General features: G+C 71.5%; 12 protein-coding genes. 3 read left to right on the top strand and 9 right to left on the bottom strand.

The features are described 5' to 3' along the window. Positions 1–177: 177 nt before the first annotated feature. The 3 genes from L3Q65_RS24030 to L3Q65_RS24020 form a co-directional block, all read right to left on the bottom strand. Positions 178–933, bottom strand: a complete 756-nt coding sequence (locus L3Q65_RS24030; RefSeq protein WP_182895450.1) for an adenosylcobinamide-GDP ribazoletransferase — start codon at positions 931–933, stop codon at positions 178–180. 1,027 nt (positions 934–1,960) lie between these two features. Continuing rightward, on the bottom strand, positions 1,961–2,974 hold the full coding sequence (gene cobT, locus L3Q65_RS24025) for a nicotinate-nucleotide--dimethylbenzimidazole phosphoribosyltransferase (protein ID WP_237596679.1): 1,014 nt from the start codon (positions 2,972–2,974) through the stop codon (positions 1,961–1,963). A 10-nt stretch (positions 2,975–2,984) separates the two neighbouring features. Beyond that, positions 2,985–3,590, bottom strand: coding sequence for a bifunctional adenosylcobinamide kinase/adenosylcobinamide-phosphate guanylyltransferase (locus tag L3Q65_RS24020; RefSeq protein WP_043839015.1), 606 nt, complete (start codon positions 3,588–3,590; stop codon positions 2,985–2,987). A gap of 36 nt (positions 3,591–3,626) precedes the next feature. Between L3Q65_RS24020 and L3Q65_RS24015 the strand changes: the two genes are divergently transcribed. Beyond that, positions 3,627–4,565 (top strand): cobalamin biosynthesis protein, encoded by a 939-nt coding sequence (locus tag L3Q65_RS24015; RefSeq protein ID WP_182895452.1) that lies wholly within the window; start codon positions 3,627–3,629, stop codon positions 4,563–4,565. Positions 4,566–4,599: 34 nt separating this feature from the next. Next, positions 4,600–6,078, top strand: a complete 1,479-nt coding sequence (locus L3Q65_RS24010) for a cobyric acid synthase (RefSeq protein ID WP_237596678.1) — start codon at positions 4,600–4,602, stop codon at positions 6,076–6,078. A gap of 9 nt (positions 6,079–6,087) precedes the next feature. Here the strand turns inward: L3Q65_RS24010 and L3Q65_RS24005 are convergent, their stop codons facing one another. Genes L3Q65_RS24005 through L3Q65_RS23995 form a run of 3 tightly spaced genes read right to left on the bottom strand, consistent with a single transcriptional unit; the run spans position 6,088 to position 8,465 of the window. Then, positions 6,088–6,729 carry a response regulator transcription factor gene (locus L3Q65_RS24005; protein WP_237596677.1) on the bottom strand — a complete coding sequence of 214 codons (642 nt, stop codon included), beginning with the start codon at positions 6,727–6,729 and terminating at the stop codon, positions 6,088–6,090. Next, positions 6,723–7,817: a sensor histidine kinase gene (locus L3Q65_RS24000; RefSeq protein ID WP_237596676.1), complete on the bottom strand. Its 1,095-nt coding sequence runs from the start codon at positions 7,815–7,817 to the stop codon at positions 6,723–6,725. Before L3Q65_RS24000 ends, L3Q65_RS24005 begins: the two co-directional genes overlap by 7 nt. Positions 7,818–7,877: 60 nt before the next feature. After that, a complete protein-coding gene (locus L3Q65_RS23995; protein ID WP_237596675.1) occupies positions 7,878–8,465 on the bottom strand; it encodes an alpha/beta fold hydrolase in 588 nt (195 codons plus the stop codon). An 80-nt stretch (positions 8,466–8,545) separates the two neighbouring features. On the opposite strand from L3Q65_RS23995, the gene L3Q65_RS23990 reads away from it, so the two are divergent. Further along, entirely contained in the window at positions 8,546–9,010 is a 465-nt protein-coding gene (locus tag L3Q65_RS23990; protein WP_182895457.1) for a phage tail protein, read from the top strand. Here the strand turns inward: L3Q65_RS23990 and L3Q65_RS23985 are convergent. The 3 genes from L3Q65_RS23985 to L3Q65_RS23975 all read right to left on the bottom strand — a co-directional run bounded on the left by L3Q65_RS23985 (position 8,994) and on the right by L3Q65_RS23975 (position 11,659). After that, a complete protein-coding gene (locus tag L3Q65_RS23985; protein WP_182895458.1) occupies positions 8,994–10,232 on the bottom strand; it encodes a hypothetical protein in 1,239 nt (412 codons plus the stop codon). The two genes, L3Q65_RS23990 and L3Q65_RS23985, sit on opposite strands and share 17 nt — an antisense overlap. Positions 10,233–10,286: 54 nt before the next feature. Then, on the bottom strand, positions 10,287–10,721 hold the full coding sequence (locus tag L3Q65_RS23980; protein ID WP_182895459.1) for a hypothetical protein: 435 nt from the start codon (positions 10,719–10,721) through the stop codon (positions 10,287–10,289). A 62-nt stretch (positions 10,722–10,783) separates the two neighbouring features. Continuing rightward, positions 10,784–11,659, bottom strand: coding sequence for a LysR family transcriptional regulator (locus tag L3Q65_RS23975; protein WP_220508388.1), 876 nt, complete (start codon positions 11,657–11,659; stop codon positions 10,784–10,786). Positions 11,660–11,732: the final 73 nt, after the last annotated feature.

Here is an 11,732-nt window from a genome sequence, read left to right as displayed (position 1 = left end):
CCAGGAAAATCGGTTGCCGTGCGCCCTTGCCAGCCGACGGGGCGGAAGCCCTCGGCTGGGCTCTTGATTCGGTGAGCGTCGATCTCACGGTGCCCGATGCCGTTCCGGACGGTGATTCAAGTGCCGTGTTTCCCCGGCGCGCCTTGGTCGCGGATGCCGGCGATTTCTTTTCCTGATTCAGGCGCTCGCCAGTAACGCCGCAGCCGCCGCCACCTCGACGCAACCGCCCAAGACGTCGCCGGTCACTCCGCCGATGCGTTGGACGCACCGGGCCAGCAAGACCGCTGCCGCCGCGTAGCCGAGTGTCACCGCGAGAACCCCGCGCCACCACGGCAAACCCGGCGTCAGCGCGGCACATCCCGCCGCGAGTGCGAACACCGCCGCGGACACCAGGACGGGGACTGATCCGGCGACCGTCGCGCCCAGACCCTCCGGGCGGGCCGAGGGGACCCCTCGTGCGCAGCACAGCGAGAGGACACACCGTCCACAGAGGATGGACAGGACCGCGGCGGCGACCCCGTGTCCGTGCGCGATCGCGCCGGTCAGCGCGCCGACCTGGACGAGCAGGACGAAAAGCAGCGTCGCGACACCGGTGGGTCCGGAGTCGCCGCGGCGCATGACGTCGAGGGCTTTCGCGCGGTCGTAGGAGGCACCGAGTCCGTCGGCGGTGTCGGCCAGGCCGTCGAGGTGCAATCCGCGGCTGCCCAGGGCTGCTGCCCCCAGCGCGAGTGCGGCTACGGCCAGCGCGGGGAGTCCGATCGCGACCCCGCCCGCCACGATGAGCCCGGCCACCGCGGCGAGGGGGAGCGCGGCGAGCGGGCCGAGCGCCATCGCCACGCCCGCGACCCGACGGTCGATCGTGCGCGGGGCGGGGACCGGGACGGTTGTCAAGGTGCCTACGGCGAGGCGGATGCCGTCGCTGAGCCGGCTCACGGGGTGCGCCCCAATGTGGCATTGGGTGCGTGGGACGCACCGAATGCCACATTGGGTGCGTCTAGCGCACCCAACGCCACATTGGGGCGATCCTCAGCGAAACGGATGCCGCGCCCATCCGCGGACCGGGCCGCTAACCGAGTCCCGCGCTGGACGCCGGACTCAACCTCAGCGGGGGTCCCGGGCCGAATCCCGGCCAAAGCGCTGGCTCGAACCCTAGCCGAACCCGCGAATCGAACCCCGGCCAAAGCGCTGGCTCGAACCCTAGCCGAACCCGCGAATCGAACCCCGGCCAAAGCGCTGGCTCGAACCCCAGCCGAACCCGCGAACTGAACCCCGGCCAAAGCGCTGGCTCGAACCCCAGCCGAACCCGCGAATCGAACCCCGGCCAAAGCGCTGGCTCGAACCCCAGCCGAACCCGCGAACTGAACCCCGGCCAAAGCGCTGGCTCGAACCCCAGCCGAACCCGCGAACTGAACCCCGGCCAAAGCGCTGGCTCGAACCCCAGCCGAACCCGCGAACTGAACCCCGGCCAAAGCGCTGGCTCGAACCCTAGCCGAACCCGCGAACTGAACCCCGGCCAAAGCGCTGGCTCGAACCCTAGCCGAACCCGCGAACTGAACCCCGGCCAAAGCGCTGGCTCGAACCCCAGCCGAACCCGCGAATCGAACCCCGGCCAAAGCGCTGGCTCGAACCCCAGCCGAACCCGCGAACTGAACCCCGGCCAAAGCGCTGGCTCGAACCCCAGCCGAACCCGCGAACTGAACCCCGGCCAAAGCGCTGGCTCGAACCCCAGCCGAACCCGCGAACTGAACCCCGGCCAAAGCGCTGGCTCGAACCCCAGCCGAACCCGCGAACTGAACCCCGGCCAAAGCGCTGGCTCGAACCCCAGCCGAACCCGCGAACCGAATCCCGGCCAAAGCCTTGGCCCGAACCCCAGCCGAACCCGCGAACCGCACCCCGGCCAAAGCCCTGGCCCGAACCGCGAACCCGCCCCCGGGCCAAGCCTGCCCTCCATGCACCCCGTTCACCCGAGGTCCGCCAGCAAACCCATCTCCGCGATCACCGCACGAGCCGCCCGCAGGGTCGGCACGGCCTGCACCGCGCCGCTGCCCTCGCCGAGCCGCAAGCCCAGGTCCAGGATCGGCGTCAACCCCAGCGCCTTCAAAGCAAACGCTTGCGCGGGTTCCGTCGACCGATGCCCCGCCAGCCACCACTGCTCGGCACCCGGCGCGATGTCCCGGGCCACCAGCGCGGCCGTCGCGGAGAAGATGCCGTCCAGCAGCACCGGGATTCCCCGGACGGCAGCTTCCACCAGGAATCCGGCCGTCGCGGCGAGGCAGGCGCTGCCGAGGGCCGTCAGGCGGTCGAACGGATCGGTCACGGGGCGTCGCGCCAAAGCAGCGGCGACTACAGAGGTCTTGCGTTCCAAAGCCTCGCCGGAGACCCCGGTGCCGGCGCCCACCACTTCAGCTGCGGGAAGGCCCAGGGCCGAAGCCACGACCGCGGCGCAGACGGTCGTGTTGCCGATGCCCATGTCGCCGGGAATGAGAACGTCCGCAGTGGACTCCGAGGCAGCGATGGCACGACCGGCTTCAAAAGCGGCAAGCGCCTCGCCCTGGGCCAAAGCGTCCTCGACGTCGATGGCACCCGAACCGCGGCGGATCTTGTGGGCGGTGACTTCGCCGGGAACGTCCGCGGCGTCCCAGTCGACCGCGATGTCGGCGACCCGCACAGAAGCCCCGACCTGTGCTGCGAGGACTGTTACCCCGCTGCGCCCGGCGAGGAATACGCGCACCATCGCGGCCGTGACCTCGCGGGGGTACGCCGACTGCGCCGACACCCCGTGGTCGCCGGCGAAGACGACCACGCGGACGTCGTCCAGCGGGCGCGGCGGAACCGCTCCGTGCGCGGCGCTCAGCCAGGCCGCGAGTTCCTCCAGCCGGCCGAGCGAGCCGACCGGTTTGACCAGGCCGTCCAGGCGCTCCAAGGCGGCGGCGCGGGCGGCGGCGTCCGGGACGGGGATGGCGAAACTCGGCACGGCTTGCTCCTCACGGAAGGTCGAGCGCCCGCCCGGCGACGATGAGCGAAACCCGGTCGCTGTCGGCGGACACCCGGTTGTTGAGTGCGCCCAGCACATCACGGAACAGCCGCCCGGACACCGTTGCGGGCACCACACCGCTGCCGACCTCGTTGCTGACCGCGACGATCGGCACCCGCGCCTGGCTCCACGCGGCGAGGAAATCCTCGAGCCGGTCGTCCAGTCTGCGCTCCCAGCCCGATTTGCCCGACCACGCGCCGACCTCGTCGAGGACCCGCGACAGCCAGGTGCCGAGGCAGTCGATCAGCAACGGGCTCGTCGCGTTGCGCAGCACGGTCGCCAGGTCGGTGGTCTCGACCGTGGTCCAGTGGCGCGGGCGGCGGGCCCGGTGCGCCTCGACGCGGGCGGCCCATTCCGGGTCCTCGGCCGACGGGGGCAGCCCGGGAGCGACGTACACGAGGTGGGGGTGGTGCGCGACGAGCCGCTCCGCGTGCCTCGACTTGCCCGAGCGAACCCCGCCGAGAACGAGCACCTTGCCGTCGTCGCGTCCGTACCGGCGGAGGGCCTGCGCCAGGGTTTCGAGAGACCCGGCGAGCCGGTGCGTCAGCTTGGTCATACCCGGCATTCTCTCCCGCGCGCTACGGTTCGCCACGTGCCACTCCGACAAGCCGTCACCGCGGCCGGGCTGATCGCCGGATACGCCGCCGACGCCTGGTTCGGCGACCCGCGCCGGGGGCATCCGGTCGCGGCCTTCGGCACCGCCGCTGGCCAGCTGGAACGCTGGTGGTGGGCCGATTCCAAGCCGCGCGGGGCGGCGTACGCGGCGGTCTGCGCGGGCTCTGCCGCCGGGCTCGGGATCCTCGCGGAAAGGGCGGTCCGGAACCGGCCGGGTGTCCGATTTGTCCTGACCGCCGCGGCGACGTGGGCCGTACTGGGCGGGCGAGGACTCGCCGCGGAGGGGCGCGAAATGGCGCGATTACTCGAATCGGGTGAATTGCCCGCCGCCCGGAAGCGGCTCAGCCACCTCTGCGCGCGCGACGCCACCGGTCTCGGCGCGGCCGAGCTGACCCGCGCGGCCACCGAATCGATCGCCGAGAACACCTCCGACGCGGTCGTCGCGCCGCTGCTGTGGGGCGCGGTCGCGGGTGTGCCGGGGCTGCTCGGATACCGCGCGGTGAACACCCTTGACGCGATGGTCGGCTACCGCTCGCCGCGGCACCGGAACTTCGGCTGGTTCGCCGCGCGCACCGACGACTGGGCAAACCTGGTGCCGGCGCGCGTCGGCGCGGTGCTGACGACGGTGACCGCGCCACTCGCCGGCGGGCACGCCCGGTCGGCTTGGCGGGCTTGGCGACGCGATGGCCGCGCGCATCCGAGCCCGAACGCGGGACAGGTCGAAGCGGCTTTCGCCGGGGCGCTGGACATCCGGCTCGGCGGCACGAATACGTATCACGGCGAGGTCGAGCGCCGGAGCACCCTCGGCGACGGACGTCCGCCGGGGGCGAGCGATCTGCGCCGGGCGGTGCGGTTGTCGCGGCTGGTCGGGGCGGCGGCGCTGGCGGTCGCGGCGGGAATCGCGGTGGCTCGGTGAGCAGGCCGCCGAGCGCGGGCATTACGGTGGCGGGATGAGCGGGCTGCTGATCGCCGGGACCACCTCCGACGCCGGGAAAAGCCTGGTCACCGCCGGAATCTGCCGCTGGTTCGCGCGGCGCGGCGTGCGGGTCGCGCCGTTCAAGGCGCAGAACATGTCGAACAACTCGATGGTCTGCGCGGACGGCGCGGAGATCGGCCGCGCGCAGTGGCTGCAGGCGCGGGCCGCGCGGGCGGAGCCGGAAGCGGCGATGAATCCTGTGCTGCTCAAGCCGGGCAGCGACCGGCGCAGTCACGTCATCGCGCTCGGCAAGCCGTACGGCGCCCTCGAAGCCGGCGAATACGCCACCGGCCGGGCAGGGCTCGCCGACATCGCCTTCGGAGCGTTTGCCGAACTGCAGCAACGGTTTGACGTCGTTGTCTGCGAGGGCGCGGGCAGTCCGGCGGAGATCAACCTGCGTTCCGGCGACTACGTCAACATGGGCCTGGCACGGCGGTTTTCCCTGCCGGTGCTGGTGGTCGGCGACATCGACCGCGGTGGGGTGCTGGCGGCGATGTTCGGGACGCTCGCGTTGCTGTCGGCCGAGGACCAGGCGCTGGTCGCGGGCTGGCTGGTGAACAAGTTCCGCGGTGACGTCGGATTGCTGCGGCCTGGTCTGAACAGCCTGGAGAAGGTCACCGGACGGCCGGTGCTCGGCGTCCTGCCGTGGCTGGACCGGGTGTGGATCGACTCCGAGGACGCCCTCGCCGCTGCCGGCTGGCGGCACGAAGCCGCGCAACGCGGGTTGCGCGTCGCGGTCGTGCGGTTCCCGCGGGCGTCCAACGCCACCGATGTCGACGCGCTCGCGGCGGAGCCGGGTGTGACGGTGAGCCTGACCGCTGATCCGGATACCGTCGCCGCGGCGGATCTCGTCGTGCTGCCGGGTTCGAGGGCCACTGTGGACGATCTGAAGTGGTTGCGCGGCAGGGGTTTGGCGCACGCGGTGACCGCGCGAGCCGCAGCGGGACGTCCGGTGCTGGGGATCTGCGGCGGGTACCAGATGCTCGCGGAGTCCATTGAGGACGATGTCGAATCCGGGGCCGGGTTCGTCGAAGGATTGGGGCTCTTGCCGACCCGCGTGAAGTTCGCCGAGGAGAAGATGCTCGGCCGTCCGGTCGGCGAATGGCGCGGCCATCGGGTGGAGGCGTACGAGATCCACCACGGCAGCGCGGCTCCAGCCGACGCGGAGTCGTTTTTGGACGGTTACCGGGTCGGTTCGGTCTGGGGCACGACGTGGCACGGCGCCTTGGAAAACGACGGGTTCCGGCGCGCTTGGCTCGCCGAAGCAGCGGCGCAGGCGGGCATCGAATGGCGGGCGGCCGAGGGTGCGCCGGGGTTCGCGGACCTGCGCGAGGACATGCTGGACCGGCTGGCCGACGCGATCCAGTCCGAAGTGGACACCGGGATGCTGATGGCGCTCGCGGAGGCGGGCGCGCCGGGAGGATTGCCGTTCGTGCCGCCGGGCGCGCCCTGACCGGACGGTTCAGGCGAGCCCGGCGTCGTGCACCAGAATCGCGACCTGCGTGCGGTTCGCGGCCTCGGTCTTGGCCATGATCCGTCCCAAGTGGACCTTCACGGTCGCCTCGCTGAGGCCGAGCCCGCGGGCGATCTCGGCGTTGCTCGAACCCTGTCCGACGGCCACCGCGACCTCGCGTTCGCGCGGCGTCAGCGGTTCGAGCCGGGCGCGGGCGGGCGTCGGCGTGGCGGTGCCGGCGAAGTGCGTCAGCAGCCGCCGCGTGATGGACGGCGACAGCATCGCCTCGCCGCTGCCCACCACGTGCATCGCTTTGACCAGCTCGCGCGGCGGCGTGTCTTTCAGCAGGAATCCCGTGGCACCGTGGCGAAGCGCCTCGTGGACGTACTCGTCCAGGTCGAACGTCGTCAGCACGACCACCGCGGGCGCGTCCGGTTCGGCGGTCACCAGACGGGTCACCTCCAGGCCGTCGACCTCGGGCATCTGCACGTCGGTGAGCACCAGGTCGGGCCGGTGCTCGCGGACGAGAGCGAGCGCTTCGCGGCCGTCGCCGGCTTCCGCGACCACCTCGATCCCCGGGTCGGACTCCAGGATCATCCGGATGCCGCTGCGCACGAGCACCTCGTCGTCGATCAGCAGGATTTTCAGCACGATTCCTCCGCTCGCAACGGGAACGCGGCCCGCACCCGGTAGCTGCCCGCGCCGTCCGGGCCGGCGCGGAGCGTCCCGCCGGTCAGCGTGACGCGTTCGCGCATGCCGATCACTCCGTAGCCCGCGCCGGGCAGCCCGGACGACTCGGCGAGCGGATTGGCCACTTCGACCACCAGGTCGGCGCCGGAAGCGGACAGTCGCACGTCGATCGCCGCTCCCGGCGCGTGTTTCGCCGCGTTGGTGAGCGCTTCCTGCACGATCCGGTACGCCGCGCGCCCGATCGGATCGGGCACGTCCGGCATCGGTTCCGGCAGGCTGGTGCGCACCTGCGCACCGGCGGCGGCGAGGTCGTCGGCGAGCTGGCGGATCCCGCCCAGCGTCGGATCCGGCAGCGAACGCGGTTCCGGGCCGTCGTCGCGGAGCACCTTCAGGATGTCGCGCAATTCGTTGAGCGCGGCGGAACTCGATTCGCGGATCACTTCGGCGAGCTGCGCCGTCTCGTCGTCCTTGGCGCGCACCGACAGCGCGCCCGCCTGCAGCGCGACGATGCTGACCCGGTGCGCGACCACGTCGTGCATCTCGCGCGCGATCCGCCGCCGCTCGGCCGTCACGGCCCGCTCGCCGAGCAGGTCCCGCTCGCGTTCGGCCTGCTCCGCGCGGTCGCGCAGGGCCACGAGCAACGCTGCGCGCTGGTGCATCCACAGCCCGGCCAGCACCGGCACGACGACCTGCATGACGAGGGCGAGCCCGAACGTCTTCCAGTCCGGCGGATTCGACGGCCGGATGAACGACACCACGAGCCCGATTTCCGCGAGCACCGCGACCGCGGTCGGCCAGCGGAGCCCGCGCAGCGAAGCGACCGTGTAGAGGGTGACGGTGGTGCCCCACAACGGCGGCGTGGCCAGCGCGACGCCGACCGAGACCAGCATCGCGGGCAGCGGGAACCGGCGGCGCAGCAACACCGCCAGGAACATCACCGCGACGGCGACCGGCCAGAACCACGGATGGTCCGCGTCCGGCAGGTCGCCGGCCAGCGTCAGTCCGAGCACGGCGAGCGCCGCGGCCAGGTCGATCAGGTGGTTGCGCACTCAGCCACCGTAGGCCCTGCACGAAATTCCCCCACCGGGCGTTCGGGAGGGAAAGCGGCGTCAGCGGCCGGCGAACCCGGCGATCGAGGCGAGCAGATCGTCCACATGGGACTCAAAGCCGGGCCGGGGCGGCTCCGGGCAGCCGGGCAGTTCGGTGCACCCGGGCACGAGCCGCAGCAGGGCGTCGACGGTGCGGCGCTGGTGGAACGGATTGTCCGGGACGGACGGGAGCACGCCGACCGGCAGGGCGAGCGTGGCCAGGTCGGCGTCGGCGACGCCGCGCAAGGTCTCGCCGCCCAGCAGAGCACGCGGGACCGAGGCAGCGCGGGCGTCCACCGCGGCGTCTCCGGCGGTGGCGGGCCAAGCCAGCAGCAGCCGGTCGACCTGCCGCGGAAAGTCCAGCGCGAGCCGGACGGCCGCGGAGCACCCGTTCGAACCGGCCACGACCACGACCGGCTGACCGGGCAGGAAGGACGCGAGATGCGCGGCTTCGGCGGACCAGTCCGGCGGCTCGCGGAGACGGTCGGGGACCAGCACCGTGCGGCCGTCCCGGCGGAGGCCGCCGGTGATGCCGGGACGCGTCCAGAAACGGTCGGCGTCCATGTCGTCCGCCAGTCCGCCGTGGACCAGGAGAAGCGTGCTCGGCATGGCGCACTCCAGTTGCCGAAGGGTTTTCCCGGGGTATTCTGCCGAGCGTCGCGATCAAACCCAGCCCGGGAGTGCGGATCATGTCCTACGCCGTCGATTTCACCGCCGTGTCGACTGTCGGCCTGGAGTCTTCCCCGGTCGCGGACGCGCTCGCCGGGCTGCGGGCGAACGAGGCGCGCTACTTCAAGAACAAGTACGACCACGTGTTCACCGTCGAGCCCGCGGCCGAGGTCCCGGAGATCGTCGACCGGGTGCACCGGATCCTCAAGGAAGAACGCGATCTCGTCATTTCCTCGCGGCCGCTGGAGGCGACCGAGTTCGAGGTCGACGGCATCCGGATGTCGTACGTGTTCTACGAGAGCGGCCTGTCGGTCAACGTCATGTACACCCTCGAGGAGGGCGGCAAGCGGGCCGTCGGGTTCAAGCTTTCCGACGGGATGGACGTCCCGGAAGAACTCGCCGACAAGTTCAAGTTCGCGCGCCAGAAGTCGAAGCTCGCCGGGACGATCCGCGGGTCCTACTTCGTCGTCAAGAACGCGTACTGACCCGCAGCGCGGCGCTGCGCAGGCACAGCAGCAGCGGCAGCGAACTGTCGTCGCGCAGCCGGGGCGGCAGCGCGTTCGCTTCGGCCAGCGGCACTCCGTCGGCCAGTTCTTGGCCCAGCGCGGCCAGGTCGATTTCCAGGACGGTGACTCCGGCGCTGTAGAGCCGTTCCGCGCCCTTGGTGCGGCGGCTGGTCAGTTCGGTGCTGTCGACCGACAGCTGGGTCACGCCGAAGAACTCCGGTTTCGCGCCGCGTTCGAGCCAGCGGGCGAAGCCGGTCAGCCGCGTCTCGGAGACTTCATGGGGCCGGACGGCCGCCTCTTCGCACAGTTCGCGTTCCATTCCGGCGCACACCGCGGTGTGCAGGGTCCGGCGCGTTCCTCCCTGCGGGGTAAGGAGATCCCGCGGTTCCAGGCTGCCGCTTCCGGACGGGGCGAGCAGCAGCCCGCTGGCCGAGTTGCGGGCCGACTGGCGGACCACGACGAGCAGGCCGTCGGAGGTGAACGCGATCGTGGACACGCCGACGAGATCGGCGAGCGTGCTCGCGGCGAGGGTTCTCAGCGCGCCGGAGGAGTCGGTCAGTTCCTCGTTGCGCAGGTCGTACTCGTGGCCGTCGGCGGAGTTCGTGATGCGCAGGGACGCCAGTTCGTTGCTGCACACGGCGTCGAAGAACCGGGCGCGATGCAGGACGATCGGCGCGGGCCGCGCTCCGGCGACCGGCAGCGGTTCGCCGCGCATGCCGACGATCGGCCCGTTGAACAGCAACCGGCCGCGAGCGCGCAACGGCAGCACGTGCGGCGCGGTCGCCTTCAGCTTCGCGGGCAGCCGGTAGGGATCCTCTGCGACAGTGATGCTGAAGGTCGTTCCGGTGAGCGCCGCGTCGATGGCGTCGCTGACCAACGCGGTGCCGCGGGAGGGAACCGCCAGGTACTGCGCGTCCGGGTAGGCATGCGGCGGCGGGGTGCCGGCTATCGGGAACGGCGCGACGATCGCGGTGAATTCGTAGCCGGCCCACCGTTTCCGCAGCAAGCGGATGTCCCGCACGAGGGTCAGCAGCCCGAGCAGGAGCGCGACGATCGAGACCACGACGCCGAACGCGCTCGGCAGGATCGTGACCGCGCCGAGCACGACCCCGAGCGCGGACACGGCGACCGGCCATTCCCCGGCTCCGACGAAGAAGAGATAGTCGGCCGTGGCCCGGGCCCGGCGGGTCAGTTTTCCCATCGCCGCACTGTTTAGCACGGATCAGGGCGCCGGGTCACCGAGTCGGGTGAAGAGTTACAGCGAGATCGCGCAGTAGAGGTGGTGGCCCTCCTCGGCGGCGCCTCCGGCGAGTGCGGCGAGTTCCTTGAGGAACGGGACGAGGTGCTCGGCCTCGACGTCTTCCACCTGCTCTTCGGCGAACGCGGCGGCAGCGGCTTGGAGAGCGGTGTCGTCGGCGGTGGCCAGTGCGTCGCGGAAAGAATCGGCCAACGACAGCACCGCAGCTTCGCCTTCGTCGAGGAGCGCGACCTCCCGGCCGCGGCCGGGGTCAGCTTCGACCTCCGCGGTGGTCCTGCGGGTAAGGGACGTCTCGGCGGGCAGCAAGTCCGTGATCGGATCGGCGCCCTTCACGACGAGTTCGGCATAGCCCGCGCAACGGGCATTGTCCGGGTCATCGAACGCAAGCGCGGCCATGGTGTCGTCCACCGCGACGAAGTAGTCATAAAGCACCGGCCGAGCATATCCCGGGTAAACCCGTTGTGCCGCAACGAAAACTTCCCACCGAGTGCGGCTCATTCGCCCAACGCGCCACGAAACTCCCGTAACCCCTCGATCAACGCCAGAATCGACGGCCGGGCGTAGTGGTCCAGCCGCCAGCCCGCGTACAGCGGCACGGTCAGCGGCCCGTCGGGGGTTTCGATCGGGATGGAGCGCAGTCCGAACCGGACCAGGTCCGTCACCAGGCACACCTCGCCGCGGCCGGCGGCGCGGGCTTGGGCGACGCTGGGGGAGCCGGTCTCGTTCAGTTCGGACGGGACGAGTCCGGCGCGGTGGAACGCCTCGTCGACGACCAGGCGCGCGGCGTTGCTGCGGTTCATCACCAGCAGCGGTTCGGTGGCCAGTTCGGCCAGCGGGATCGTCTCCGCCTCGTACCAGCGGTGGCCGGGCCGGACCTGCGCGCTGACCAGGACGCGGCCCAGTGCGGCGGTTTCCAGCTGTGCGGGCGGCGGGGACGTCGAGATGCCGAGATCGGCGCTGCTGTGCAGGAGCCGGTCGAAAACCTGGTCCGGCGGGACCGGGAAGGCGTCCCGCAGCACCGGTCCGGCTTTGCCGGTGGCCATGAACGGCGCCAAGAGACTGTCCACTGTGCTCGGCGGCGCGACGAGCGTCAGCGGGGTGTCCTCGGTGCGGCCGATCGCGGCCATCACCGCGCCCGCCTCTTCGGCGCGGCGCACCAGGTCCTGGGCGATCGGCACGAACCGGGTGCCTGCCGCGCTGAGGGTCAGCGAGCCCGGCGATCGCGAGAACAACGCCACTCCGAGTTCGGTTTCCAGCGCGCGGAGCTGCCGCGACAGCGACGGTTGCGCGACCCGCACCGTGCGCGCCGCGGCGGTGACCGAGCCTTCTCGTGCGACGGCCAGGAAATAACGCACCACGCGCAGTTCCACGCCTATGCCTCCGAGGTATCGGAATGGGTCCGGACAGGTATTGGACAGCATAGGCCCCGGGACGAAGACTCTG

Origin of the sequence: Amycolatopsis sp. FU40 (assembly GCF_021903635.1) — a bacterium.
Taxonomy (GTDB): Bacteria; Actinomycetota; Actinomycetes; order Mycobacteriales; family Pseudonocardiaceae; genus Amycolatopsis; species Amycolatopsis dendrobii.
This window is presented reverse-complemented; position numbering and strand designations above follow the sequence as displayed.